The sequence below is a fragment of the Mycobacterium sp. NGS59 genome, assembly GCF_059812345.1.
In genome coordinates this window covers 71,551-98,089 of record NZ_JCALCN010000004.1, presented here as the reverse complement: position 1 = coordinate 98,089, position 26,539 = coordinate 71,551, and the positions used below count along the sequence as shown (strand labels likewise).

General features: G+C 66.7%; 23 protein-coding genes. 18 read left to right on the top strand and 5 right to left on the bottom strand.

Features of this window, described 5'->3' with window-relative positions; all coding sequences use genetic code 11:
• The first annotated feature begins 2 nt into the window (after window positions 1–2).
• Together AC5Y46_RS07015 and AC5Y46_RS07010 are read left to right on the top strand one after the other, a co-directional pair.
• Complete coding sequence (locus AC5Y46_RS07015) at window positions 3–1,541, top strand: SDR family NAD(P)-dependent oxidoreductase (RefSeq protein WP_499942265.1); 1,539 nt, start codon at window positions 3–5, stop codon at window positions 1,539–1,541.
• 2 nt (window positions 1,542–1,543) lie between these two features.
• The gene (locus tag AC5Y46_RS07010) at window positions 1,544–2,620 is read left to right on the top strand and encodes a PDR/VanB family oxidoreductase (RefSeq protein ID WP_499942267.1); all 1,077 of its coding nucleotides are present in this window, start codon (window positions 1,544–1,546) and stop codon (window positions 2,618–2,620) included.
• Here the strand turns inward: AC5Y46_RS07010 and AC5Y46_RS07005 are convergent.
• Together AC5Y46_RS07005 and AC5Y46_RS07000 are read right to left on the bottom strand one after the other, a co-directional pair.
• Complete coding sequence (locus AC5Y46_RS07005) at window positions 2,617–4,344, bottom strand: alpha/beta fold hydrolase (RefSeq protein ID WP_499990518.1); 1,728 nt, start codon at window positions 4,342–4,344, stop codon at window positions 2,617–2,619. The two genes, AC5Y46_RS07010 and AC5Y46_RS07005, sit on opposite strands and share 4 nt — an antisense overlap.
• Before the next feature lie 46 nt (window positions 4,345–4,390).
• The gene (locus tag AC5Y46_RS07000) at window positions 4,391–5,758 is read right to left on the bottom strand and encodes an HNH endonuclease signature motif containing protein (protein ID WP_499942271.1); all 1,368 of its coding nucleotides are present in this window, start codon (window positions 5,756–5,758) and stop codon (window positions 4,391–4,393) included.
• Window positions 5,759–5,915: 157 nt separating this feature from the next.
• Between AC5Y46_RS07000 and AC5Y46_RS06995 the strand changes: the two genes are divergently transcribed.
• The 4 genes from AC5Y46_RS06995 (at window position 5,916) to AC5Y46_RS06980 (ending at window position 8,372) form a co-directional block, all read left to right on the top strand.
• The gene (locus AC5Y46_RS06995) at window positions 5,916–6,542 is read left to right on the top strand and encodes a UPF0158 family protein (RefSeq protein ID WP_499942272.1); all 627 of its coding nucleotides are present in this window, start codon (window positions 5,916–5,918) and stop codon (window positions 6,540–6,542) included.
• Window positions 6,543–6,552: 10 nt separating this feature from the next.
• Window positions 6,553–7,290 carry a 4-hydroxy-tetrahydrodipicolinate reductase gene (gene dapB, locus AC5Y46_RS06990; RefSeq protein WP_499942274.1) on the top strand — a complete coding sequence of 246 codons (738 nt, stop codon included), beginning with the start codon at window positions 6,553–6,555 and terminating at the stop codon, window positions 7,288–7,290.
• On the top strand, window positions 7,287–7,766 hold the full coding sequence (locus AC5Y46_RS06985) for a hypothetical protein (protein WP_499942276.1): 480 nt from the start codon (window positions 7,287–7,289) through the stop codon (window positions 7,764–7,766). Before dapB ends, AC5Y46_RS06985 begins: the two co-directional genes overlap by 4 nt.
• 153 nt (window positions 7,767–7,919) lie before the next feature.
• Window positions 7,920–8,372 (top strand): flavodoxin family protein, encoded by a 453-nt coding sequence (locus AC5Y46_RS06980; protein ID WP_499942280.1) that lies wholly within the window; start codon window positions 7,920–7,922, stop codon window positions 8,370–8,372.
• Here the strand turns inward: AC5Y46_RS06980 and AC5Y46_RS06975 are convergent.
• Window positions 8,369–9,202, bottom strand: coding sequence for a thioesterase family protein (locus AC5Y46_RS06975; protein WP_499942281.1), 834 nt, complete (start codon window positions 9,200–9,202; stop codon window positions 8,369–8,371). The genes AC5Y46_RS06980 and AC5Y46_RS06975 overlap by 4 nt on opposite strands.
• A 56-nt stretch (window positions 9,203–9,258) precedes the next feature.
• Between AC5Y46_RS06975 and AC5Y46_RS06970 the strand changes: the two genes are divergently transcribed.
• From AC5Y46_RS06970 to AC5Y46_RS06960, 3 genes are all read left to right on the top strand, one after another.
• Window positions 9,259–10,776, top strand: coding sequence for a class I adenylate-forming enzyme family protein (locus AC5Y46_RS06970; RefSeq protein ID WP_499942383.1), 1,518 nt, complete (start codon window positions 9,259–9,261; stop codon window positions 10,774–10,776).
• A 290-nt stretch (window positions 10,777–11,066) separates the two neighbouring features.
• A complete protein-coding gene (locus AC5Y46_RS06965; RefSeq protein WP_499942283.1) occupies window positions 11,067–12,224 on the top strand; it encodes a PPE family protein in 1,158 nt (385 codons plus the stop codon).
• Window positions 12,225–12,245: 21 nt separating this feature from the next.
• Window positions 12,246–15,506: an acetyl-CoA carboxylase family protein gene (locus AC5Y46_RS06960; RefSeq protein ID WP_499942285.1), complete on the top strand. Its 3,261-nt coding sequence runs from the start codon at window positions 12,246–12,248 to the stop codon at window positions 15,504–15,506.
• Here AC5Y46_RS06960 and AC5Y46_RS06955 read toward each other — a convergent pair.
• Window positions 15,503–15,829, bottom strand: coding sequence for a PE-PGRS family protein (locus tag AC5Y46_RS06955; protein ID WP_499942287.1), 327 nt, complete (start codon window positions 15,827–15,829; stop codon window positions 15,503–15,505). The genes AC5Y46_RS06960 and AC5Y46_RS06955 overlap by 4 nt on opposite strands.
• Before the next feature lie 106 nt (window positions 15,830–15,935).
• Here AC5Y46_RS06955 and AC5Y46_RS06950 point away from each other — a divergent pair, with 106 nt between their 5' ends.
• From AC5Y46_RS06950 to AC5Y46_RS06940, 3 genes are read left to right on the top strand one after another with little or no spacing between them, the layout of a single operon-like run.
• Window positions 15,936–16,703: an SDR family oxidoreductase gene (locus AC5Y46_RS06950; protein ID WP_499942289.1), complete on the top strand. Its 768-nt coding sequence runs from the start codon at window positions 15,936–15,938 to the stop codon at window positions 16,701–16,703.
• Window positions 16,700–17,884, top strand: coding sequence for an acyl-CoA dehydrogenase family protein (locus AC5Y46_RS06945; RefSeq protein WP_499942291.1), 1,185 nt, complete (start codon window positions 16,700–16,702; stop codon window positions 17,882–17,884). Before AC5Y46_RS06950 ends, AC5Y46_RS06945 begins: the two co-directional genes overlap by 4 nt.
• Window positions 17,881–18,972 carry an acyl-CoA dehydrogenase family protein gene (locus AC5Y46_RS06940; RefSeq protein ID WP_499942293.1) on the top strand — a complete coding sequence of 364 codons (1,092 nt, stop codon included), beginning with the start codon at window positions 17,881–17,883 and terminating at the stop codon, window positions 18,970–18,972. The genes AC5Y46_RS06945 and AC5Y46_RS06940 overlap by 4 nt, the downstream gene beginning before the upstream one ends.
• Before the next feature lie 122 nt (window positions 18,973–19,094).
• On the opposite strand, the gene AC5Y46_RS06935 is transcribed toward AC5Y46_RS06940, so the two are convergent.
• Window positions 19,095–19,835 carry a dienelactone hydrolase family protein gene (locus AC5Y46_RS06935; RefSeq protein ID WP_499942295.1) on the bottom strand — a complete coding sequence of 247 codons (741 nt, stop codon included), beginning with the start codon at window positions 19,833–19,835 and terminating at the stop codon, window positions 19,095–19,097.
• 211 nt (window positions 19,836–20,046) lie between these two features.
• On the opposite strand from AC5Y46_RS06935, the gene AC5Y46_RS06930 reads away from it, so the two are divergent.
• The 6 genes from AC5Y46_RS06930 (at window position 20,047) to thyX (ending at window position 26,539) form a co-directional block, all read left to right on the top strand.
• On the top strand, window positions 20,047–20,847 hold the full coding sequence (locus AC5Y46_RS06930) for a thymidylate synthase (protein WP_499942296.1): 801 nt from the start codon (window positions 20,047–20,049) through the stop codon (window positions 20,845–20,847).
• On the top strand, window positions 20,844–21,329 hold the full coding sequence (locus AC5Y46_RS06925) for a dihydrofolate reductase (protein ID WP_499942298.1): 486 nt from the start codon (window positions 20,844–20,846) through the stop codon (window positions 21,327–21,329). The genes AC5Y46_RS06930 and AC5Y46_RS06925 overlap by 4 nt, the downstream gene beginning before the upstream one ends.
• Before the next feature lie 55 nt (window positions 21,330–21,384).
• Window positions 21,385–22,119: a cell division protein DivIVA gene (locus AC5Y46_RS06920; protein ID WP_499942300.1), complete on the top strand. Its 735-nt coding sequence runs from the start codon at window positions 21,385–21,387 to the stop codon at window positions 22,117–22,119.
• 50 nt (window positions 22,120–22,169) lie between these two features.
• Window positions 22,170–23,408 (top strand): winged helix-turn-helix domain-containing protein, encoded by a 1,239-nt coding sequence (locus AC5Y46_RS06915; protein ID WP_499942301.1) that lies wholly within the window; start codon window positions 22,170–22,172, stop codon window positions 23,406–23,408.
• Between the two features lie 286 nt (window positions 23,409–23,694).
• Window positions 23,695–25,653, top strand: a complete 1,959-nt coding sequence (locus AC5Y46_RS06910; protein ID WP_499942303.1) for a DNA/RNA helicase domain-containing protein — start codon at window positions 23,695–23,697, stop codon at window positions 25,651–25,653.
• A 112-nt stretch (window positions 25,654–25,765) separates the two neighbouring features.
• Entirely contained in the window at window positions 25,766–26,539 is a 774-nt protein-coding gene (thyX, locus tag AC5Y46_RS06905) for an FAD-dependent thymidylate synthase (RefSeq protein ID WP_499942304.1), read from the top strand.

Sequence of the window (26,539 nt, the reverse complement as noted above, 5' to 3'; positions counted from 1 at the left end):
CCATGACCACCATCGCTGCGTCGGACGGCGTTGCCCTGGCGGTCCACCGATACAACGACTTCGCCTCCGAGCGCCCGACCATCCTGGCCATTCACGGCTACCCCGACAACCACCGGATCTGGGACGGCGCGGCGGAGACTCTGGCGAAACGCTACAACGTGGCCGCCTACGATGTCCGGGGTGCCGGTGAATCTGGTTGTCCGGCAACCAGATCCGGATACCGGGTGGAACAACTGGTGTCCGATGTGGATTCGGTGATCGACAGCCTCGGTGTCGACCGGGTGCACCTGCTGGCGCACGACTGGGGATCTGTGCAGGGCTGGGCCGCGGTCAGCGACGGCGAAGTGGCGCCCAAGATCGCGTCCTTCACGTCGATCTCGGGTCCGCACCTGCAGTACGCCGGCAAGTTCCTGCGGTCGGCGCGGACCCCGCGCGCTGCGGCCGAGATTGCCAGGCAGGTGATGTCGTCGGGCTATCTGGGGTTTTTGCTGTGTCCGGGTGTCCCGGAGTTGGCCTTCCGCTCGCGGGTGGGCGTCAAAGTCGTCGAGGCCACCGAACGTATCGGCCGCACCAGCGTCAACAGCCGGAGCGTCAAGACGCCACGGTCGATCGGTGACTACGTCAACGGGCTGAACCTCTACCGCGAGAACCTGCCCGGCCCGCTGGCGTCGCCGGGCGAGTTGCCACGAATCCGCGTCCCGGTCCAGGTGCTGGTGCCGGGCAAGGACATGTTCATCTCACCCGCCCTGCAGCGGTTCATCGGTGCGGTTCCGTTGTGCGGCAGGGTTATCCCGATTCAAGGCGGGCATTGGGTGGTGACGTCACGGCCCGACGTCGTCGCCCGGCTGACCGCCGAATGGGTCGACCAGGTGACGAGTGGGACCGCCCCTTCAGCAGCCTCGGTGATCCGCGGCGGCCCCCGGGAGGTGCGCGGCAAACTGGCGCTGGTCACCGGTGCCGGCGTGGGCATCGGGCGCGCTACCGCGATTGAGTTGGCGCGCAACGGCGCCCGCACGGTGGTGATCGTCGATCGAGATCTGGCCGCTGCCAACGAAACCGCGGATGCCGTCCGCGCCGCATGCGCCGAGGCGGCGGTCTACCAGGTCGACGGCACCGACGAAGGCGCGATCGATCGCCTTGCCGCCGAGGTGCTTAGCGAGCACGGAGTGGTCGACATCCTGGTGAACAACGCTGCTGACGGCGCGGCGCTCGTTCTTTCGGGGACCTTCGGTGACCAGATGGCCGAACGAGGTGAAGGCGGCGCCATCGTCAACGTCTCGCCGGCCGCGGCGTCGCCGTCCGGCGCGGCAGAACTCAGCAAGTCCCTGCGCTCCGGTCTTGCCGGCGAGGGCATCGCGGTCACCGCCGTGTACCCGCGCTCGGTCGACACCGATGTCACCGAGGATGCCGCTCATCGCAGCGCCAGAGCGATCGTCAAGTCCGTCCGGACCGGTGGCTGGACGTCCAGGGTCGGGCAAGCGATGCGGCGACTCGGCTCATCGGCGATCCGGCAGAGACGCGCATCAGACGTAGGGATGTGATTGTGCCGGAGAGCATTTGGACGAGCAGACCCGCCGACCTGTACGGCCGTCGGGACCGGGACCGGTTCCTGACGGTGCTGTGGGGACTGCGCACGGTGATGGGCGGGATGTCCGCGACGTCGCGGTGGACACCGGCGCGGGTGGCGCCGGTGCGGCGCACACACGAGGCGAAGGTCGTCGGACGCGAACTCGTGGCGCCGGACGTGGTCGCGTTGAGGTTGGCCGACCCGGATGGGGGACTGCTGCCGTCCTGGACGCCTGGCGGGCACATCGACGTCCAGTTGCCGTCGGGCCGGCGTCGGCAGTACTCGCTGTGCGGCCCGCCCGGGCGGCGCACCGACTACCGGATCGCCGTGCGCCGCATTGCCGACGGCGGCGGCGGGTCGATCGAGATGCACGACGCCTTCGACGTGGGCGACACCTTGGTATTCGAAGGCCCCCGCAACGCGTTCTACCTCGGAACGTCGGAGCGGGATGTGCTGTTCGTGATCGGCGGCATCGGCGTCACTCCCATCCTGCCGATGATGCGCGTCGCCGCGCAGCGCGGAATCGACTGGCGCGCAATCTATACCGGTCGCAGTCGGGACTATATGCCGTTGCTGGACGAAGTGGTGGCGGTGGCTCCGGAGCGCGTCACGATATGGGCCGACGACGAGCGTGGCGGCTTTGCGCCGGTCGAAGACCTGCTGGCCGGTGCCGGGCCGACGACCGCGGTGTACGTGTGCGGCCCGGCCGCCATGCTCGAAGCGGTCCGAACGGCACGCGACGAATACGCCGATGCGCCGCTGCACTACGAACGGTTCAGTCCGCCGCCGATCGTCAACGGCACGCCGTTCGAGCTGGAACTCGGCCGATCTCGGGAAGTGCTGCGCATCCCGGCGAATCGTTCGGCGCTCGACGTGCTGCTCGACCGCGACCCCACCACCGCCTACTCGTGCCGACAGGGTTTCTGTGGCACCTGCAAGGTCAAAGTGCTTGCCGGCCAAGTCGATCGGCGCGGCCGCGCCGCCGAGGGCGACGACGAGATGCTGGTCTGCGTCTCGCGGTCCGACGGCGACCGGGTCGTCGTCGACGTCTAGAAGACGTTCCGTTCCGTCAGGACGTCGGCGAACCTGGTCAGATCGGCGGCGAACAGGGCGGGTTGTTCGAAGGCGGCGAAGTGCCCGCCGCGGTCTTGAACCGAGTAGTGCACCAGGTTGTATCGCGCGGCGGCCCAGGCCCGCGGCGTCTGCAGCAGCTCGCCCGGGTAGACGGCGTACCCGGTGGGAACGTCGACGCGACCGGTCCATTCGTCGAGCGCGCCGGTGCCCGCCCGTCTTGATTCGCAGTACAGCCGCGCTGCCGAGGTGGCGGTGCCGGTGAGCCAGTACAGCATCAGGTTGTCGATCAGTCGGTCGGTGCTGATCGGCATGCCTTCCCTGATGTCGCACCAGGCGTGGAACTTCTCGAGTATCCAGCCCGCCAGTCCCAACGGCGAGTCGTCCAGACCGAAGCCCAGCGAATGTGGCCGCGTGGACTGCACTTCCAGGTACGCGGTGCCGTCCTTGGTCCGCTCGAAGCTGGCAGCGATCGCGGCGAGTTCGGCTTCGGAGACGTCCGCCAACAGCTGCGGGTCGTTCTGGTCGGGCGGGGCGAACAGCATGTTGGTGTGGATCGCCGCCACATTCGCCGGGTAGTGCTCACCCAGGTAGCGGGTGACCAGCGCACCCCAATCGCCGCCCTGGGCGACGTAGCGTTCGTAGCCGAGCTGGGCCATCACGTCAGCTACGGCCGCGGCGACGCGCGCGACGTCGACTCCCGGTTCGCCAGTGGGACCGGAGAACCCGTAGCCGGGCATCGACACCACCACCACGTGAAAGTGCTTGCGCAGCAAAGGCAGTGCGTCGAGGAACTCGACGATGGAGCCGGGCCAGCCGTGTGTGACAGCCAGCGGAATGGCTTGCGGGTGCTCGGACTTGGCGTGCAGGAAGTGCACGCGCTGACCTGCCGCCTGGGTGACGAAGGAACCCGCCGCGTTGAGCTCGGCCTCGGTACGTCGCCAGTCGTAGCGGTGCAGCCAGTGTTCGATCACGTTCTTCAAGAACGCCTGTTCGGTGCCGTAATCCCAACCTGCACCGGTGATTTCGGCTGGCCAGCGCGCCATGTTGAGACGCTGACGAAGGTCGTCGAGCTGGGCTTCGGGGACATCCACTGGGTAAGGCTGGATCCGCGTGTCGACGGGCGCACTCGCTGTCATGAGCAGTGAGGTGATCGGTGCCGCCGTTGCAGCTTCGACCACGGCCGGTTCGGGTTCCGAACGGAACAGCCGGTAGCCGACATGAGGCACGGTCACGCCTGGCAGCGGCTTCCACACGAAGGTGCGACCATCGAGTTCGAATCCCTGCTTCTCGTAGAAATCGCGCGCCTTCTGGTTCTTGTCGGCGCACCACAGGATCATGTCGTTGTCCGGGTATTCCTGCAGCGCTCTGTCCAGCAGCAGCTTCCCGACGCCATGCCGTTGCTCTTGTTCCGCGATGTAGAGCGCATCGAGCTGGATGTGCTCGGGATTGGACAGATCCGGACCGAACAGCGCCATCCCCACCAACCTGCCGCGCGACTCGGCCAACCACATGCTCCAGCCGCCGCGCTTCAGAGTCGTCGAGTATTGGATGTCCACCCATGTCTTCGGCGTGCCGAGCATGTCCAGGACATGTGTCGCCACAATGCCGTTCCAGGATTGCCGCCACACCGGATAATGCATCGCCGCGACCCTGGCGAAATCCTTCGGTCTGGCTTCGCGGATCCGGATGTCGCTGGATCTCACGTAAGCACCTCCGGTCGCGCGGCAGTTTGACCATCTAAGACTAGAACTAGGGTCCTGCGCGCTCGTCGTCGTTGTCGTCTAAGAGGCGTTCGGGGTGATGGTAGTTGTTGGTGCGGGGTCCGCCGCGGTCGAAAATGCGGGGTGGGTGCCAGGCGGTGCGGCCGTTGGGGAGTTTGGTTGTCGTCCAGCCTTTTCCGATGAGTTTGTGGTTGGCGGGGCAGGCCAGGGTGAGTTTGTCGATGTCGGTGTGTCCGCCTTTGGCCCAGTCGTGGAGGTGGTGGACTTCGCATTTGTCGGCCGGTACGTCGCAGCCAGGGTAAGTGCAGCCGCGTTCGTTGTTGTAGAGGAAGAGGCGTTGGTCGGCGGACGCGGTGCGGCGGGCGCGGCCGAGGTAGAGGGGCCGGTTGGAGTGTTGATCGTAGATGGCCAGGTAGTGGCAGGCCTGGCTGGCCATTTTGATGAGGTCGCGCATGGGGATCAGGGTGCCGGCGGCGGTGACACCGTGGCCGGTGGCGGTGGTGAGTTCTTGCAGGGTGGTGGAGACCACGACGGTCACGGGCAGGCCGTTGTGGTGGCCCAGGGCGGGGTCGCCGAGTCGGCCGCGGATCAGTTGGGTGAGCGCGTCGTGTTGGCGTTGGCCGTAGGTGCGGGTGTCTCGGGCGGCGGCCTCATCCGAGGGTTCGCCGTTGACGGCAGGGTTTTCGTCGTCCGGGTGGCACATTCCCGGGGCGGCGTATTTGGCCAGCCAGGCATCGATCATTGCGCGCAGTTCGGGGGTGGCGATCAGGGTGGCTTGGCTCATGCCGTCGGGGCGTTGTTTGCCCCAGGTGAAGCTGCGTTTGCGGGCGCGGTCGGCGTCGGAGAATTTGCCGTCGGGGTTGAGGTAGAGCGCGGTGCGCTGGGCGGCTTTCTCGAGTTGGTCGGGGCGTAGCTGAGTGGCTTGATCAGCCAGGAAATTCTCGGCCTGTTCGACCAGGGCGACGGGCAGCTCCTGCGGCAGGTCTCGGATGAAGGTTTGTAGGACGCGCAAGTGCTGGGCGTCGAGCATGCCCTGGCGCCATTGGCGGGCGGTGGCGGGGAGTTCGGGTGGCAGTGTCTGGCCGGTGAGCGTCAGCCGGGGGGCCAATTGGGCCGCATCGCGGATGCGGCGGCGTGCCTCGGTGTAGCTGATGCGACACCAGTCGGCCACGATCTGGTGCACGGGGCCGCCGATGTCGGCGGGTTGTTCTGCGGCCAGGGTGTGGATGATGTCGTGGCTGATCACCGCTTGGTGGCGACGGGCTGTTTCCAGGCGCTCCAGGGCGCGCACCCGCACGCTGGGATCGGCGGCGGTGGGCAGGTCGGCGAGGTCGGCCACGGCGGCGTCTAGGGCGTCGAGGCGGGCCGCCACCTCCGCATCCGTGATCGAAAGCATGTTCGAATGATATCGCCGGCCACCGACAAGAGCGACGTCCAAACGCCACCTGTGGATAGAACGGGCTAACGTATCCCTCGTGCGCGGGTGGGATAGGGAAGCCATCCGGAAACTTCGGGCAGCGGTCAACAGCGCGGACGCAACAGCGCTGGTCGCGATGCTGCGCGAGCGGGAGGTCGAGCAGGTCCTGCAATCGGCGGGTGATGCTCTGATCGCCGCCGTCGCGCAAGACGTGCCCGGTGCGGCCCAAATCGGGGCGGTATTCGAGGCAGCGCTGCGCGAGCGCGACTGGACCGGCGATGAACAGTTGGCCGAGCAGCTGTCGGCAGTGCTCGGCAACGCCCCGACGCCGATGCTTAAAGCAATCCCGGCGGACCTGGACGATCTCTCGACAGTGCTGGAAGGCGACCCAGCGAACGCCGGGGGCTACCTCAACCCCGAAACCGGTGCGTGCTGGCCGGAAGAGGCGGATTTCAAGTGGCTCGGGATCGACGAGGAAGATCTCGACGACTGGATCTACGTACTGTGCGAGGGCTCGCACAGCGGTTACGGCGACATGGAAGTCTTCATCAGTACCGTCGACGACGCCGCGATCGCCGACCGGCTCGAGATCGCGATCCAGGGACGAGGGGCGTTCCGGCGTTTCAAGGATGTGCTTTCGCGATGGCCCGACGAATTGCAGCGCTACTTTCAGCTGTCCGACGAGCGCAAGCGTGGCCGCGCCAGGGCGTGGTTGGCAGCCGAGGGCTACCGACCGGTCCTCGCGACAGACCCCGAACAGTAGGCTCGAGGCCATGCGGGTTGGCGTATTGGGAGCAAAAGGCAAAGTCGGCGCTGCCATGGTGCGGGCCGTCGAGGACGCCGACGATCTGACTCTGTCTGCCGAAGTCGACGCCGGCGACGCGCTGAGTCTGTTGACCGACGGCGACACCGAGGTCGTGATCGACTTCACTCATCCCGACGTCGTCATGGACAATCTGAAGTTCCTGATAGACAACGGAATTCACGCTGTCGTCGGGACCACCGGATTCACCGATGACCGTGTCCGACAGGTTGAGTCGTGGCTCGCCCAGAGCCCCGACACCTCCGTCCTGATCGCGCCGAACTTCGCCATCGGCGCAGTGTTGTCCATGCATTTCGCCCAGCAGGCCGCAAAGTTCTTCGAGTCGGTCGAAGTCATCGAACTGCATCATCCGCACAAGGCAGACGCCCCGTCGGGCACGGCAACCCGCACCGCCAAACTGATTGCACAGGCACGAAAAGGACTGCCGCCCAACCCCGATGCCACCAGCAGCAGTCTGCCTGGCGCGCGTGGCGCCGACGTCGACGGCATCCCGGTACATGCGGTGCGGCTGGCTGGACTCGTCGCCCACCAGGAAGTGCTGTTCGGCACCGAGGGCGAGACGCTGACCATCCGCCACGACAGCATCGACCGCACGTCCTTCGTACCCGGTGTGCTGCTCGCCGTGCGCCGCGCCGGAGAGCGTCCCGGCCTGACCATAGGCATAGAGCCCCTGCTCGACCTGCAATGACCGATAGCGCCCGCCTCATCCGAATACAGCTGACCATCGCCTTTCTCTGTGTGGCGATGCTCGTCTACTTCCTGATGCTCGGCCGGGTCGCGCTGACGATGATCGCCTCCGGCCGACCTGCCGCCGTCGGCTTGGGAGCGGCGGTGCTCGTCATGCCGTTCCTCGGTCTGTGGGCGATGATCGCGACGCTGCGAGCCGGCTTCACCCACCAGAAGCTGGCTCGCCTGATCGCCCGGGACGGAATGGAACTCGACGTCAGCGCACTACCGCGGCGCGCCTCCGGGCGCATCCAGCGAGACGCCGCCGACGCACTGTTCGACACCGTGCGCGGCGAAGTGGAAGTCGACCCGGACGACTGGCGACGCTGGTATCGGTTGGCACGCGCCTACGACTACGCGGGGGACCGACGGCGGGCGCGCGAGGCGATGAAGACCGCCGTCGAATTACATGATCGCGGCGACGAGACCGAAAGCTGACGCAATCAGCTATAGGCTTTGCGGGTGAAGTCCGCCTTGGTAACCGGGGCCGCGACCGGGATCGGTGAGCCATGGTTGCACCGCCTGTTACCCGAGCAACAGGTCCAGAACATCTGGCGGCGCATGTTCAGTCGCAAACGGGGCAGGTGACCGGTGCCGCGGCTGCTCATCGTTCACCACACGCCGTCTCCGCACTGTCAGGAGATGTTCGAGGCGGTGCTGGCCGGCGCGTCCGATCCGGAGATCGAGGGTGTGGAGGTTGTCCGGCGCCCGGCGCTGAGGGTGTCACCAGCCGACATGCTCGAAGCCGACGGCTATCTGCTCGGCACCCCGGCGAATCTCGGATACATGAGCGGTGCGCTCAAGCACGCGTTCGACGTCTGCTACTACCCGTGCCTGGACTCCACGCGTGGCCGACCCTTCGGCTTGTACCTGCACGGCAACCAGGGCACCGAGGGTGCGGAGAAGGGCGTCACCGCCATCACCACCGGGCTGGGATGGGTGAAAGCCGCCGAGTACGTGCTGGTGTCGGGCAAGCCGAACAAAGACGACTTGCAGGCGTGCTGGGAACTCGGCGCCACCGTGGCCGCGCAACTGATGGACTAGGTGTACGTCGGCTGAAACGCTTCAGCCGGCTGCGCGAGCGCCAGCGCCGAACTGCTGCCGATCGGCCCGTGCCGATCGAACAGGATCGCGCTGCCGGTGGCGACGCCCGCTGCGCCGTAATGACTTTGAGCCGCCAGCCCGATGTACTCGCCGTCCGGCAACCGACTTGCGGTGACGGTGTAATCGGCGTTGATGTAGCGCAATCCACCTGTGCCCCAGTGGGTTAACGAGCTCGTGACGTCACCCACGAAGGCCAGGCGGGTGAACGGGGTCAACGGAAAGCCCGCCACCATCGGCCGAAACAGCCGTGTCCAGGCGAACTTCGGTGAATGAGACTGCTCCCACTCGCCGGCGGCGATACCCGGGCTGCCCTCGAGGGTCGCGCCATAGCCCCAGATGAGAAACGGCATATCCGTCGGAAAGCCTTCGGAACTGGTCGGAAGCGGCGGCATCGTCACGGGGGTCGACCACACCTCACCGTCGGGCGGGTCGCTGCGGCGGAGGAACAGCGCGCCGGCGCGTGCCACGATTTTCCCGTTCTGCGTCAGCACACCGTCGACGAGCTTGATGCGTCGGCCTTCTCGTTGCACCGACGTCTGGATCTGTACCGGTTCGAGCAGCGCCGGGCGTAGCAGGTCGACGGTGAGACGAGCCGGTTGGAATTCCGCGTCGATACCGGATTGCTCGATCCCCCAACCCAGCAGGCCGCCGACGATCTGACCGCCCATCGCCGCACCCCACGGTCCCCGGGTCATCGGGCCGGGGTGATAAGAGCCGTCGTCGACAGTGAAGAACGCCTCAGGCATGATGACGGAATCCTCGGTCGTCACCGCTACGACGATAGGGCACCGGCAACTTAGGAGTGGTCATGCCTCCGATTGCACCTGTGGTCGAAATTCCCCGCAGCCACAACCCATTCCCGCGAACTGGGGTTTCCATCGACGGCGACGGCATCCCGCGCTACGACGACCTGCCGGCCACCTTGCTGGACGTCCTGGCCGAACAAGTCGCCGCGCGCCCGAACAGCGAGGCCGTGGTCGAACTGGGTTCGCAGCGCTTGAGCTACCGCGATTTGTGGGACCGCGCGGCACGGGTTGCCGGCGGTTTGCGTGCCGGCGGCCTGAAAGCGGGCGAACGGGTCGCGGTCCGATATCCGGCGGGTGTGAACTGGGTGCTGGCCTTCTGGGGCACGGTGATGGCCGGAGGCATTGCGGTGGCGGTCAATACGCGGTCCGCTCAGCCGGAGGTCGACTTCGTGCTGTCCGATGCCGGGGCGAGCTTCGACCTCGCACCGGACGCACCGCTGCCCGACGGCGCATCGTATGTGACCGACCACCTGGGCCGCGCCGACGTCGCCGCCCTGTTCTACACCTCGGGCACCACCGGTCACCCCAAGGGGGTGCCGACCACTCACGAGGCGTTCGTGACCAACACCGAGAACGCGGTCCGGTGTCTTCGACAGCCCAGGGACATCGGCGAGGGTCTGCGCACCCTCGTCTCGGTACCGCTGTTCCACGTAACAGGTTGCAACTCACAGCTTTTGGCCGCGACCCGGCTCGGCGGCGCGGCGGTGATCATGCCGACGCTCAACCTCGATGAACTGATCGCCGCACTGCGCGTCGAGCGCATTTCGGTCATGGTCACCGTCCCGGCGATCTACTCGTTGTTGTTGCGGCACAGCGAATTCAGCACGGCGGATGTCTCCGCTGTGCGCTGGGCGGGTTACGGTGGCGCGCCCATCGCGCCATCGCTGGTGCAGGCGGTCAAGGCCGCGTTTCCACAGGCCAGCGTGTTCAACGGGTACGGCATGACCGAGAGCGCTTCGTTGATGACGGCGTTGCCCGACGAGGAAGTCATCGAGCACGCCGACTCGGTCGGCTACGCGGTGCCCTCGGTGGACCTCGGGGTGATTCCGTTCGAAGACGGTCAGTTGGTCGGTGAGTTGGTAACCCGCGGCGCCAACATCACCGCCGGCTACTGGAACCGTCCCGAAACTACTGCGGCCACGATCGTGGACGGCTGGCTGCACACCGGCGACGTGGTTCGGGTGGACGACGCGGGACGGGTGCATCTCGTCGACCGCCTCAAGGACATCATCAACCGCGGCGGCGAGAACGTCTCCAGTGTCGAGGTCGAAGCCGCGCTGCTGGGGGCGCGCGGTGTCCACGACGCCTGCGTGCTGGCGGTGCCCGACGAGGTGATGGGGGAGAAGGTCGGGGCCGTGCTGGTGGGGGAGGACGTCGACGTGCCGGCCGTACTCGAGCACTGCCGCGAGCAGCTCGCCGACTACAAGATTCCGCAGTACGTCACCGTGGTGACGACACCGTTGCCGCGCAATGCGGGCGGGAAGCTCCTCAAGGGTCAACTTCGTGAACAGGTCCGGTGGGGTCCGGCGCTACGCTGACCACTCGCGGCGTGTCTGATCAGCGTGAACGCGAGGTATGATACGGAAACTGTACGTATGGTGTTGAATCCTGACTTCCGACAGATGGGCGATGGGAACTTTGTCCAGTCCGCAGACGGTGTCACCGGCCGGCGTCTTATGTCGCTGACGCCGGCGGTCGAGGTGTTCGCCTGCCCGACCCGAGCGCCTCTACGACCTGCGCCCCGGGTTGGCAGCGGTTTAAATGGAACGGGGGACTTCTTAAAGGAGGCACCGGCCGCCGACGCGCTCACCAGAAACGGAATGCCTGAGTGGATTTTGGAGCTATTCCGCCGGAGATCAACTCCGCGCTGATGTACGCAGGTGCCGGCGCGGCTCCGATGCTTACGGCCGGCGCGGCGTGGAACGGCATAGCGGCCGAGTTGAGCACCGCCGCGGCGTCCTTCGAGTCGATCATCAACGGGCTGATCTCCCAACAGTGGATGGGTCCGGCGTCGCTGTCGATGGCCGCGGCGGTGGAGCCGTTATTGGTCTGGCTGAGCTCTACCGCTGAATCCTCGGCGCGGGCGGCCACTCAGGCCATGGCGTCCGCGGCAGCATTCGAGACGGCCCATGCCATGACCGTGCCGCCGGCCGACGTCGCGGCCAACAGGGCCCGACATGCCGCGTTGGTGGCGAACAACACGTTCGGTCAGAACACGCTGGCGATCGCGGCCACCGAGGCGCGTTACAGCGAAATGTGGGCTCAAGACGCCGCGGCCATGTACAGCTACGCCGCCGCGTCGGCGGCCGCCGCCCGTCTGGAACCGCTGACCAGCGCGCCGGAGGTCACCAATCCGGACGGGATCTCCAATCAGGCCGCCGCGGTCGGTCAGGCCGCCGCATCCGGTTCGGCTCAGGCAGTACAACTCGGCAACCTGATCAGCGACGGCCCGCAGGCCGTGATGAGCCTTTCCGCCCCGGCGGCCGCAGAGTCCAGTCCCACGACGGTACTGGGATTCCTGAGTTGGCTCGACAGCGTCGAACATCCGTGGTGGGGCGGGTTCGACCACAATCGAGCAACCTACTGGGACTACACCATCGGCCAGCTGGGCAGTGGCGCAGACGACGCAGAAAGCGAAGTCGAGGAGCTACCGTCCGGCTTCCAGGCGCCGATCAAGATAACGCCCGGGTTCGCGCAGTCGATCACGCCGGCGCCCGTCGGTGGCACGACGTTGGTGGCCGGGTTGGGCAACGCGTCGGTGGTCGGTGGCCTGTCAGTGCCGACAAGCTGGGCTTCGGCAGCCCCGGCAATGGCTGCCCGTCCGGCCGTGGAGGCGACCGGCTGGGTCGTCGGCGAGGAAGACGAACCTACCGAGGCGACGCCGCTTGCGCCTGGAATGGTCGCCAATGCGAGCGACGGCGGTGCCGGCCCGGCGCCCCGCTACGGCGTCAAGCCCGTCGTCATGCCCAAGCACGGCGTGTTCTGATCAGGTCCGTACGCTAACTCCATGCGGCCACCACCGCGGGACATCGAGACGACCCTGCTGATTGCCAACCGTGGCGAGATCGCTCTCCGAATCATCCGCACGGCAACCGAACTCGGCATCGGCACCGTGGCCGTCTACGCAGACGACGACGCCGACAGCCCGCATGTGCACGCGGCTGACGTGGCGTTGGGTCTGCCGGGCATCGGCGTCGCCGCCTACCTCGACCACGGCGCCATCTTGGCGGCCGCCTTGAATGCCGGCGCGACATTGATTCATCCCGGCTACGGGTTCCTCAGTGAGAAGCCGGAATTCGCGCGGGCCTGCGCGGCCGCCGGGTTCACCTTTGTCGGCCCGGACGCAGAGGTGCTTGCGGTCGTCGGTGACAAGTCCAAGGCCCGTGCCGCGGCGGCCGCCGCCGGAGTGCCGGTGCTGGCGGCCACCGGGGGACCGAGCAGCCTGGAGCAGGTGCGTTCGTTCTTCGCCGCACAGGACGGCCCGATCATGGTCAAGGCACTCGCCGGTGGCGGCGGCCGGGGAATGCGAAAGGTCGCGCGGCCCGACCAGATCGATGAGGCCTACCGGCAATGCGCCGCCGAAGCCCAACTCGGCTTCGGCGACCCCACCGTGTTCGCCGAGAGACTACTGGACGGTGCGCGACACATCGAAGTACAGGTGGTGGCGGCACCGGCCGGATACCAGACGCGTGCACTGGCCCTCGGCGACCGCGACTGCAGTGTCCAGCGCCGCTATCAGAAGATCGTCGAAATCGCGCCCGCCCAACATCTTTGCGACGATCTGCGTCGTGACCTGCACCGCGCCGCGGCCCGGCTGTGCGCCCGCATCGGGTTGCACGGTCTGGCGACCGTCGAATTCCTGGTCACCGGTGACGAATTCGTCTTTCTCGAAGTCAACCCGCGGATACAGGTGGAACACACCGTCACCGAGGAAGTCACCGGGATCGACCTGGTGGCGGTGCAACTGGCCATCGCCGGCGGGGCGTCCTACTACCAACTCGGTCTGCCGTCCGGAATCGCCTCGGACGGAACCGAAGTCATCGGTGAGCCAGCGGCGCGATCCGGCATCGCCATCCAGACCCGGGTCAACACGGAGACGATCGCGCCGGACGGAAGCGTCCTGCCCGCCACCGGGACCGTGAGCGCATTCTCGCCGCCGAGCGGGCCGGGCGTGCGCGTGGACACCTACGGCCGGACGGGACTGACGCTCAGTCCCCGGTACGACTCGTTGCTCGCCAAGGTGATCACCCATGTAAGGGGCACGTCCTTCCCGGCGGCGGTCCGCAAAGCCCGTAACGCGTTGGGAGAGTTCACCATCGAGGGTGTCGGAACCAACATCGAGTTCCTTCGAGAGTTGTTGTCCGACAACAGTTTCAGCTCCGGGGCAGTAACGACGGGTTTCGTGGACGAGAAACTGCCCGAGCTGGCGGCTGCGGTAGCGTCGCGCCAGCCCCAGCGCCACCCGCACATCGAGCTCTACCCGGGCGAAGAGGCGCTGCGTGCGCAGTTGTCCGGGACGGTGATCGAGTTGGTCCCCGAGGGTGCCGAAGTCGGTGCCGGGCAACAAGTCGTGGTACTCGAGGCGATGAAAATGCAACACGTGCTGGTCGCGCCGGCCCCGCTGCGGGCGGTCCGGCACCTTGTCGCGCCCGGCCAGGTGGTGGGAACCGGTGACGCGCTGGTGGTCTTCACCCGCGTCGGCGCCGACGACAACGACGGAAAGTCCGCTGCTGCGATAGATCTCGATCGTTCGCGTGCCGACCTGGACGAGGTCCGCCGGCGACACCTGATCACCCTGGACGAGGGGCGGGCGGCGGCCGTCGCCAAGCGGCACCGGCAAGGACGGCGCACCGCACGCGAGAACATCGCAGACCTCATCGATCCCGGCAGTTTCATCGAGTACGGCGCGCTGGCCATCGCCGCGCAGCGCACTCGGCGTTCGGAGGAGGATCTGATCGCCAATACCCCCGCGGACGGACTGGTAGCCGGGCTGGCGACCATCGGCGCGGATCGATTCGGGCGCGATGCGGCCGAGGCGGTGGTGGTGTCCTACGACTACACCGTGCTCGCCGGCACCCAAGGCATGCGCAATCACGCCAAAACCGACCGGGTGTTCGACCTCGCCGGCCGAAAGCGGTTGCCGGTGGTGCTGTTCGCCGAGGGTGGTGGCGGTCGGCCCGGTGACACCGACGTCGGCGGCCACGCCGGGCTCGACGTCCCGACCTTCCGGGTGCTGGCGGCCCTGGCCGGTCGGGTCCCCTTGGTGTCGATCGTCTCCGGTCGCTGCTTCGCCGGAAATGCCGCGCTGGCCGGGGTTTGCGACGTGATAATCGCGACCCCGGACGCCAATATCGGCATGGGGGGCCCCGCGATGATCGAAGGCGGGGGACTGGGTGTCTACCCGCCCGAGGCGATCGGCCCGATCGACGTGCAACGGCGCAACGGGGTGGTGAGCCTGGTCGCTCGCGACGAGGCGCACGCCGTCACGCTGGCCAAGCAATACCTCTCGTATTTTCAAGGCAGCATTGACGATTGGGAAGCACCGGATCCGCGTCTGGCCCGGCATGTGGTGCCCGAGAACCGATTACGCGCGTACGATGTGCGGCGCGCGGTCGAATCGGTCGTCGACGTGGGATCGGTGCTGGAGTTGCGACCCGATTACGGCGTCGGCATCGTCACTGCGCTGGTGCGCGTGGAAGGTGTGGCCTACGGGTTGATCGCCAACAGCAGCCACCATCTGGGCGGCGCGATCGACGCCGAGGCCGCAGACAAAGTCGGCGACTTCCTGACGCTGTGCCAATCGTTCGGGTTGCCGATCGTTTCGCTGTGCGACACACCGGGATTCATGGTCGGCCCGGAAGCCGAAAAGGAGGCCGCGGTCCGTCGCTTCGGGCGGATGTTCGTCCTCGGCGCGCAACTGACCGTCCCGTTCGGAATGATCATCCTGCGCAAGGGCTATGGACTGGGCGCAATGGCCATGGCCGGCGGCTCGTTCCACGCGCCGCAGTTCACCGTCGCGTGGCCTACCGGAGAGATCGGCGGCATGGGCCTGGAAGGTGCTGTGCGCCTTGGCTTCAGCAAAGAGTTGGCCGCGGCCGCTGACGACTCCGAACGCCAAGCTTTGTTCGACAAACTGGTCGCGGCGGCCTACGAACACGGAAAGGCGTTGCGTGCGGCCACTACATTCGAGCTCGACGACGTCATCGACCCCGCGGAGTCCCGGGCCTGGATTGCCAGGCTGCCGGGACGCCGCGCAGGCAGTCTTTAACCGTGTCCGGAACCGCAGCCGATGCCCGGCAGACAGCCTTCGCCGCCGGGTATACCGCCCGGGCCGCCGAACTGGCCGCCGTTACCGCAACCCACGCCCGGAATGCAGCCCTGGCCGCCGGGGCCGCCACCCGGGCCGCCGTCGAGGCCGCCAGAACCGCAGTTGCCGTTGGGGTCGCACCCGCCGCCGCCCGGGTCGAGCGGGACGAAATGGGTGATGCCGGTGCTGGTAGTGCCCGGCCCGGCCGCGACAACGTCAGCCGCGGCCATCGGCGCCGCAGCGATCGCTGTAGCGACTGCCCCGGCCACCACCAGTGGTTTCATGAACTTCAATTTCGATAACATTCATCTCGCATACCACCCGGACCGGCATTCAAACATTGCATAGCAGATCGCATTTCCACTTCGAAGCGACAGAAGGCGTATCACGATGACCTCATTGGACTTGACCGGCCGCACCGCCATCGTCACCGGCGCTTCGCGCGGAATCGGTTTGGCGATAGCGCAACAACTGGCCGAAGCCGGCGCCAACGTCGTGCTGACCGCACGCAAACAGGAGGCGGCCGATGCGGCCGCTGCCGAGGTCGGTGGCCGTGCGCTGGGGGTGGGTGCGCACGCGGTCGACGAGGACGCCGCGCGGCGCTGCGTCGATCTCACGCTGGAGCGGTTCGGCCGGGTGGACATCCTGGTCAACAACGCGGGCACGAATCCGGCCTATGGTCCGCTGATCGACCAGGATCACGCGCGATTCAGCAAGATCTTCGACGTCAACCTGTGGGCTCCGTTGCTGTGGACGTCGCTCGTCGTCAAGTCGGGGATGGGCGAGCACGGTGGGGCGATCGTCAACACCGCCTCGATCGGCGGCATGCACCAATCACCGGCCATGGGCATGTACAACGCCACCAAAGCTGCGCTGATTCACGTGACCAAGCAACTGGCACTGGAACTTTCACCGCGCATCCGGGTGAACGCGATCTGCCCCGGGGTGGTGCGCACCAGGCTTGCCGAGGCACTGTGGAAGGACCACGAGGATCCGCTCGCGAGATCGATCGCGCTGGGCAGGATCGGCGAGCCGGTCGATGTCGCGGGGGCCGTCGCTTTTCTGGTGTCCGACGCCGCGAGTTGGATCACGGGCGAGACGATGGTGATCGACGGCGGTCTGTTACTGGGTGCGGCAGAAGGCTTTCAGGCCAGATGAGCGCCGACGGCGAGCTGAAGGAGCGGGTGCAGGCGCTGCTCGACGAGTACCCGCCGACCAGCACCGAACCTCGAGAATTCCTGGGCGCGCAGTACGACGCGGGACTGGCGTGGGTGTACCTGCCGAGTGGTTTCGGTGGGCTCGGGCTGCCGCGGACCGTGCAGGAACGGGTCGATCGGCAGCTGGCCGCCGCGGGCGCACCGGTGGGCGGCACCCCCAAGAATTACATCGGCATGGGCATGGCCGCGCCGACGATCGCGGCATTTGGTACCGACGAGCAGAAGCGAAAGTTCCTGCGCCCGTTGTTCACTGGCGAGCAAATCTACTGTCAGCTGTTCAGCGAACCAGGGGCGGGATCGGATCTGGCCGCGGCGGCCACCCGCGCGGTGCGCGACGGCGACGAGTGGATCGTCAACGGGCAGAAGGTGTGGACGTCGCAGGCCCAGCACGCGCAGATGGCCATCCTGGTCGCCCGCACCGACCCCACAGTGCCCAAACACCTGGGCTTGACGTATTTCCTGTGCGACGTCACCCAGCCGGGCGTCGAAATCCGTCCGCTGCGCCAGATCACCGGCGAAGCCGAGTTCAACGAGGTGTTTCTCACCGACGTCCGGGTGCCCGACGCCAATCGGCTCGGCCCCGAGGGCGGCGGCTGGCGGGTGGCGACCACGACGCTGAACAACGAACGGGTCGCCATCGGCACCCGGCCGGGGGTACCGCGGGAAGGCGGTCATATCGGCAAGGTCACCCAGGCGTGGCGGCAGGATCCGGCGCTGCGCAACCCCGCGATGCACGACGATCTGATGCGGTTGTGGGTGGACGCGGAAGTGTTCCGGCTGAGCGGGGAACGACTACGCCAGCAGGCCGTCGCCGGGCAACCCGGTCCCGAAGGAGCCGGGATGAAGATCGTTTTCGCCCAACTGGCGCAGGCGATTTCGGGCTTCGAAGTCGAACTGCACGCCGAGCAGGGACTCCGCTACGACGACTGGACTTTGCGCCGCCCCGAAGTGGTGGACCTGACCGGTCGCGGGCCCGGCTATCGCTACCTGCGCGCCCGCGGCAACTCCATCGAGGGTGGTACCTCAGAGATCCTGCGCAACACGGTGTCTGAGCGGGTGCTGGGTCTGCCCGGTGAACACCGCGTCGACAAGGACGTCGCTTGGAAGGACATTCCCCGATGACCGACCTGCTGTATTCCGACACCGAGGAGGCACTGCGCGACGGCGTCCGGCAGCTTTTCGCCGACCGGTGTCCCCCGGAACTCGTCGCCAAGTCGTATGACCAAGTGGCACCGGACTTTTCGGCGCTGTGGCGCACACTGGCCGCGGAGCTGGGAGTGGCCGGCCTGCTGGTGCCGGAGTCCCTTGCCGGGGCAGGAGCAAGCGCCCGCGAGGCTGCGGTGGTCATGGAAGAGATCGGGCGCGCGGTCGCGCCGGTGCCGTTCCTGTCCAGCGCGGTGCTCGCGACGGTCGCGCTGACCACCGCAGGCGACACCGAGGCGCTGCCGGCGCTGGCGTCCGGCGCGAGCACCGCCGCACTGGTGGTGCCGCTGCCCACAGCGCCGTGGGATGTCGCCCCGGCGGTGAGCACCGGTGCCGACGGGCTGACCGGACTGGTCACCAGCGTCGCCGGTGCCGCCGAAGCCGACTTGCTGGTGGTACCGGTGGCCGCACCGGACGGGGTTGAGCTGCATACCGTTTCGCGTTCCTCTGCGGGTGTCGAGGTGACGCCGGTGCTGGCCTTCGACATGACCCGACCCCTCGCCGACGTACGGTTTACGGGTGCCGCCTCCACCCGCGTGGGTGCCGGCGCAGGCGCCGTGGCAACGGCTTTGCAGACAGGTGCGGCACTACTGGCCTCCGAGCAGCTCGGCCTGGTGCAGTGGTGCTTCGACACCACGCTCGCATACGCGAAGGAGCGCAAGCAGTTCGGCCGCGCGATCGGCTCGTATCAGGCGATCAAGCACCGGCTGGCGGACCTGTGGTTAGTGGTCAGTTCGGCGACGTCGGCGGCCCGTTACGCCGCGGACAGCGCTGCCCGCGATGACGACGACGCCGTCGTCGCGGCGTCGGTCGCGCAGGCCTATTGCAGCGGCGCGGCGGTGCATGCGGCTGAGGAGTGCGTGCAATTGCACGGCGGCATCGGAATGACCTGGGAGTATCCCGCGCATCTGTACCTCAAGCGCGCCAAGAGCGACCAACTGGCCTTCGGGACCGAGTACCGGCACCGGTCGCGGCTGGGCGACCTGGTCGACCTGCCGGTCACCTGAACTGGCGAGCAGACGCAAAATCCCCTTGGAGCGTCCGCTCCCGGGTGATTTTGCGTCTGCTCGCCCGGGAGCGCGAGCCCGGTCGGGAGCCCGCGCTGCTCCGCCCGGGAGTGCGAGCCGGGTCAGCCGCCCAGCGCCGAGGCGAAGGTTTCCGTCATCGCGGCCCAGTGCCGATCGGCGGCGGCCTCGTCATAGGGCGCGTTGTCCGGCACTGCGAACCCGTGCCCGGCCCGATACCACTCGATGGTGTGCCGCACGCCCGCGGCCGTCAGCGCCTTGCCGAGCTGCTCGGCCTGGTCGGCGGTGAACGACGGGTCGTTCTTGGCGCCGCCCACGTAGACGACGGCGTTCATCCGGTCGGCCAGCAGATGCGGGCTGTGCTCGTTGTCGGTGACCAGGCCGCCCCCGTGGAAGGATGCCGCCGCGGCCACCCGGTCCGGGAGACGGCCGGCCAGCAGCACCGAGATGCGGCCGCCCGTGCAGTAGCCGCACACGCCGAAGCGGTCACCGGCGACCTCGGGGCGGCCGGCCAGGTAGTCGAAGTAGGCGTCGGCGTCCCGGGTGATCCGGTCAGGGGTCAGGGTGCCGATCATGAACAGGATCCGGGCCCGCTCCTTGGCATCGCCGAACGCGCTCGCCATGTCGAAAGGCGCCCAGTCGCCCTCGCGGTAGTACACGTCGGGAAGCAGCACCGCATAGCCGAATCCGGCGAGCTTGGCGGCCATCTCGTCGAACGTGGTGCGCACACCGCCGGCGTCGGGAATCATCACCACACCCGGCCAGGGACCGGTGCCGTCGGGAGTGAAGAATTTCACTTTGGGGGTGCCGTCCGGGGTGGTGACGGTGTCGGTGATCTCAGGCATGGTCTCCGTTCTACTCCTGCGATCGCCGCGGGAGTTTTTGGGCGTCGACCCGCCGCGCCCGGCTTCGCCGCGCTTGCGATCGCCGCGGGATTTTTGGGCGTCGACCCGCCGCGCCCGGCTTCGCCGCGCTTGCGATCGCCGCGGGATTTTTTGGGCGTCGACCCGCCGCGCCCGGCTTCGCCGCGCTTGCGATCGCCGCTAAGCTGACGGCGTGCCGATCGCGACGCCCTACGAGGATCTGTTGCGTCTGGTGCTAGCAACGGGGACGCCGAAATCCGACCGCACCGGCACCGGAACGCGCAGCCTGTTCGGCCAGCAGTTCAGGTATGACCTCTCGGCCGGGTTCCCGCTGCTCACCACCAAGAGAGTGCATTTCAAGTCGGTGGTGTACGAGTTGCTGTGGTTCCTACGCGGCGAATCCAACATCGGCTGGTTGCATGAGCACGGCGTCACCATCTGGGACGAATGGGCAAGTGACACAGGAGAACTCGGTCCCATCTACGGTGTGCAGTGGCGCTCCTGGCCGACTCCGGACGGTGCGCACATCGACCAGATCAGTGCGGCGCTGAATTTGCTGCGTACCGACCCGGACTCGCGTCGCATCATCGTCTCGGCCTGGAACGTCAGCGACATCCCGCAGATGGCGCTGCCGCCGTGCCACGCGTTCTTCCAGTTCTACGTCGCCGACGGCAGATTGAGTTGCCAGCTCTACCAGCGCAGCGCCGACCTGTTCCTCGGGGTGCCGTTCAATATCGCCAGCTACGCGCTGCTCACCCACATGATGGCGGCGCAGGCCAATCTGCAGGTCGGCGAGTTCGTCTGGACCGGCGGCGACTGTCACATCTACGACAACCACATCGAGCAGGTCGAGCTGCAACTCACCCGCGACCCCCGTCCGTATCCGAAATTGGCTCTGCAGCATAGGGATTCGATTTTCGACTATCGCTACGAGGACGTCCTCGTAGAGAACTATGACCCGCATCCCGCGATCAAAGCCCCCGTGGCTGTATGACGCGCACGAGTCTGGTGTGGGCTCAGTCGACATCCGGCATCATCGGCCGCGGCGGCGACATCCCGTGGCAGCTGCCTGAGGACCTGGCCCGGTTCAGGCAGCTGACCCTGGGACACACGGTGGTGATGGGCCGGCGAACATGGGACTCGCTGCCGGCTCACGTACGTCCGTTGCCAGGTCGTCGCAACGTGGTGCTGTCTCGCCGATCGGACTTCACCGCCGACGGCGCGCAGGTCGTCGGCTCCTTGGAGCAGGCGCTGACCGCGGACGACACCTGGATAATCGGCGGAGCGGAGATCTACGCGCTGGCGCTGCCGCTGGCCGACCGCTGCGAAGTCACCGAAGTGGACATCGAACTGCCGCGCGACGACGAAGACGCGCTGGCCCCCCTGCTCGACGAGGCGTGGGTGGGTACAACGGGGGAGTGGCAGGTCAGCCGCCTGGGACTGCGGTACCGGTTTCACAGCTACGCTCGGGCTTAAGCCGGTCGCATCCCTCCCGCGGTGCACGTTGAGCAATTGAAGGGGGAATTCAACAGTGGTAAACGAACCCGCAAAAGCGTTCACTCGTAAATTCTGGGGCTACGAAACGAACGCGGTCGACGCCCATATCGAGGCGTTGACCACCAGGCAGGAGCTGCTGCGCGCCGACGTCGAGAACCTGCGGGCACGGCTGACTCAATCCGGCGACGAAGTCGCCGCGCTGCGCAAAGAGGTTGCGCTGCTCATCGAGACTTCTGACTCACCACACGCTGTGCAACAGCGGATGGCCCAGATGCTGCGACGCACGGTCGACGAGGTGTCGCAGATGCGGGCCGAGGCGCAGTCCGAGGCGGAGGCACTGATCGTGGCGGCCCGGGAGGAGGCCGAGGATGAGCGGCGCAAGCACGAGGAGTTGGTGGCGGGCATGGTCGCCCGGCAACAGGAGATGGAAGCCGAGTACGGCGATACCAAGCAGCAACTCGACGCCGAACTGGCCGGCATGCGCGCCGAGGCGCGATCGGAGATCGACGAGGCCTGGCGGGACAGCAATCGGGAACGTGAGCAGTTGCTCGCCGACGCCAAGCTGGAGGCCGATCACTATCGCGAGCAGGCGCGGCGGGCGGTGGACGAAGCGACCCGGCAGCGGATCGAGGTGCTCGAGCAACTGATGGACGTCTACCGCGACCTGCAACCTGTTCCGGCCGCTCTCGAAGCCGCACAGAGTGCGGCGGAGTCCGGTTCCGAGTCGAACGGCCGGATGCCGTCGGCCCAGAAAGTCGGCACCGGTTAAGCCCGCGGCAATCTCGCCGCCGACTGTCGGCGACCGGTAGTCTCGGCGCCGTGCCGGTCCGGACCCCCAGGTTGACCGCTGCGCAGGCCCGGCGGATCGCCGTTGCGGCGCAAGGATTCAGCGAGCCGCCGCCACGCGGAAACATCACGCGCGCACACCTACGACGGCTGATTTCCCGGATTCAGGTACTGCAGCTGGACTCGGTGTCGGTTGCCGTGCGAGCCCACTATGCACCCGTTTTCAGCAGACTCGGACCCTATGACCGCGACGTGCTGGACCGTGCCGCATGGGGACCGGCCAAAGGGCGGTTGCTCGTCGAATACTGGGCGCACGAAGCGGCGCTGATGGCCGTCGACGACTGGCCACTGCTGCGCTGGCGAATGCGTCAGTGGCGGCACGGCCGGTGGGGCAGTCACATCGTCAAAGCCAACCCCCAACTCGCCGAGGACATCGTGGCCGCCGTCACCGAACTCGGCCCCAGCAGCGCCGGGCAGATCGAGGCGCATCTCCAAGCGGAGCCGCGCGGTCCGCGAGGCCCCTGGTGGGGACGCAGCGACACCAAGTGGGTAGCCGAGGGGTTGTTCGCCGCCGGGGTGCTCACCACGGCCACCCGGGTCGGCTTCGCGCGTCACTACGACCTGGTCGAACGAGTGCTGCCGCGCGACGTGCTGGCGCGTCAGATCGACGACGACCACGCCATCCGCGAGCTCACGCTGCGCGCGGCAACCGCGCTGGGTGTGGGCACCGAAGCCGACATCCGCGACTACTTCCGACTGGCCGCCGGGCAGGTCAAGCCGGCGATTGCCGACCTGTTGGGCACCGGTGAGATCGAACGCGTGGAAGTCGACGGCTGGACTGCGCCGGCCTACCTGCGGGCAAATACTGTGCCGCGCAGCGACCGCGGCACCGCCTTGCTGTGTCCGTTCGACCCGCTGATCTTTTTCCGGCCGCGGGTCGAGCGGATCTTCGGCTTCCACTACCGCATCGAGATCTACACCCCGGCCGCCAAGCGTCAATACGGCTACTACGTGTGGCCGCTGCTGCTGGACGGCAACTTGGTGGCGCGGGTGGACCTCAAAGCCGACCGCGCGGCGGACACGCTGCGGGTGGTGGGCGCATTCGGTGAGCCCGACATCGAGCGGCCAAGGGTTGCCGCGGCACTCGCCGCTGAGTTGCAGTCGATGGCGTCCTGGCTGGGATTGGGCGGGGTGAGCGTGGCCGCGCGGGGTGACCTCGCTGGAGAGCTGCGCCGGTGCGCAGAGCAAGCTGATGGCGTCCCGGGAACCTGACGTCGCGTTGTGGATGGCCGTCGGGAAACTGCGCGGCTCCCTATCTGCCGCGACGAAACCCGTTGCCGGACAAGATGTTGAGCGGTTCGTCGACTAGGCCAGGCAAAACACTCCGGTCAGGACTTTGCGGGCAGGCGGTGCTTTTGAATCGCGTCTGGCAGCGGATCTGCAGCCACATTGCCTAGCATGATGTTCGCGGTTCGACGGACTTCCGTAGCTGGTAGCAGCTGTCACAGATATGTCCCCACCCGCACGACTGTGTTCGTGCTGCCCTGGGGGATTCAACGTGACGCTCATCCGGACAACCGCCGCACGCGTTTGTGAGATGGCGCCGGAGTCGCTGGTGGAGCAACTGTTGGAGCAAATGCTGCATCGAACGGGGCGCCGGGCCGCACCTGCGGAGCAGACCTCGTGGAAGCGCAGTATTCCGGTCCTGGCCGGGGATCTTGTTGATGCCGGCCTCGGGGAAGTCGAGATGCTCGTCGAGTATCACCTGCCGCTGACATCACAGCGCGCCGACGTTGTGCTCGCTGGGAGACATCCGGAAACCAAGGAAATTTCCTACGTTGTGGTGGAACTGAAGCAGTGGTCGGCTGCGTACGCCTTCGAAAACGATCCGGAGATTTTGGAAGTACCGGGCGTTCCGGGAGGCCCGCGGCAGCACCCGGTCATCCAGGTCCGGGGTTACTGCGAATACCTTTACGACTTCGCGCGCGTGCTGGCGGATTTCCCCGACGCGTTGGCCGGTATGGCATACCTGCACAACGCCGCCGATCCTGCACTGGTCAAGGATTTGCTCGCCGTGCCGGTGTCGACGACAGGGCGACTGTTCACCGCAGCCGACAAGGGTTCCATGCTGGAATTCCTTCAATCCAGGCTCGCGCCCGGACCCGGACGCCAAGCGGCAGATCTGTTGCTGAACTCACCCGTGGCTCCATCGAAACAACTGCTGAAACTCGCGGCGGCAGAGATCCGTGACCGGCCACAATTCCGATTGATCGGAAACCAGCAACTGGCGGTCGATCTGGTGATGCACACCGTCGAGCACGCGCGTGCCGGAAACACCAAGCGAGTCATCGCGATCACGGGCGGTCCCGGCAGCGGCAAGAGCGTTATCGCGCTGTCTCTGGTCGGTGAGTTGGCGCGGCGCGGCCGCACTGTCATCCACGCCACCGGGTCTCGGTCGTTCACCCAGACATTGCGCAAAGTTGCCGCTGTCCGAGCTCCGAAGGTCAAGGCAATGTTCAAGTATTTCAACCAGTTCATGACCGCCGATCCCAACGGCCTAGACGTGCTGATCATGGACGAGGCGCACCGGATAAGGCACACCTCCGCGAATCGATTCACCCGTGCCGAATTACGGACCGACCGCCTGCAGATAGACGAACTCATCGCCGCTGCTCGAGTGCCGGTATTTCTCCTCGACGAACACCAGGTGGTGCGTCCGGGCGAGATGGGCACCCTTGCACAAATCGAGCGCCATGCACGGCACCTTGGGCTCGGCTTTGAACACATCGCATTGGGTGAACAATTCCGATGCGGTGGCAGCGAGGAATACGTGCATTGGGTGGTGCGACTGCTGGGACTCGCCGCAGATGAGCCACCGGTTGTCTGGTCGGACGATCCGCAGTTTGCAGTATTGATCGCCGAGACCCCCGCGGAAATGGAACTTCATCTAACGAGGCAGATGCAGCAGGGATATTCAGCACGGATTACAGCGGGGTACTGCTGGCAATGGAGCGATGCTCGCGAAGACGGCTCACTCGTTCCTGACGTTCAAGTCGGCACATGGTCACGGCCGTGGAACAGCAAGAGCGAGCGCCGAATCGGAGATGTGCCGCCCAGTGCTCTGTGGGCCACTGACGACGGCGGCTTCGATCAAGTTGGCTGCATTTACACGGCCCAAGGGTTCGAGTACGACTGGAGCGGTGTGATCATCGGACCAGATCTGGTCTGGCGAAATGGACGTTTCATCAGCGTTCGCGCGGGCAACAAAGACCCTGACTTTCGTAATTCGAAAACCGTGCCGGACAACAGGTTCGACGTCCTTGTCCGTCATGTATACAAAGTGCTGCTGACTCGCGGGATGATTGGCACGGTGATCTATTCCACAGACCGTGAAACGAGGGAGGCGCTGCGCACGTTGATCCAACCCGGCCGACGGCGGAAATGGGGGCCGCAGGATGTCCGTACGCGGACTTCCGACTTCACTTCTGCGTACGGTCCGGTGAGCGCCGACCGTTAGGAATTTGACGGCTGAGGGTGATCGACCATAGGTCGCGTTGCTTTTCTATCTGACGGGATCCTGCCCGTTGCGATGTCGGGCGATGCGCTACCAGCGCGTTAAGGTGAGCGCCGTGGCCGAGACGGCGCCGCTGCGCGTGCAACTGATCGCAAGGACCGAGTTCCTGGCGCCGCCGGACGTGCCCTGGACGACCGACGGCCCTGATGTTCAAGGCGGGTCCGCCCTGGTCGAGTTCGCCGGCCGGGCCTGCTATCAGAGCTGGTCCAAACCCAATCCCCGGACCGCGACCAACACCGGCTACATCAAGCACATCATCGACGTCGGTCATTTTTCGGTGCTCGAGCACGCGAGTGTCTCGTTCTACATCACCGGAATCTCACGGTCCTGCACCCACGAATTGATTCGGCACCGGCACTTCTCCTACTCGCAGCTGTCCCAGCGTTACGTGCCGGAGACCGAGTCGCAGATCGTGCTGCCGCCGGGCATGGAGGACGATCCCGAGCTGGCCGAGATACTGCTCGCCGCTGCCGACGCCAGCCGCGCCACCTATACAGAGCTGCTGGCCAAGCTGGAAGCCAAGTTCGCAACCGACCAGCCCAACGAGAAAATGGGGGTCTTGCGGCGCAAACAGGCCCGCCAGGCCGCCCGGGCCGTCCTCCCGAACGCCACCGAGACCCGGATCGTGGTGACCGGCAACTATCGGGCCTGGCGGCACTTCATCGCCATGCGGGCCAGCGAGCACGCCGACGTCGAGATCCGGCGACTGGCCATCGCGTGCCTACGTCAGCTCGCCGATGTCGCCCCGGCGGTGTTCGCCGACTTCGAGGTGTCGACTTTGGCCGACGGCAGCGAGGTCGCGACCAGCCCGTTAGCGACCGAAGCCTAA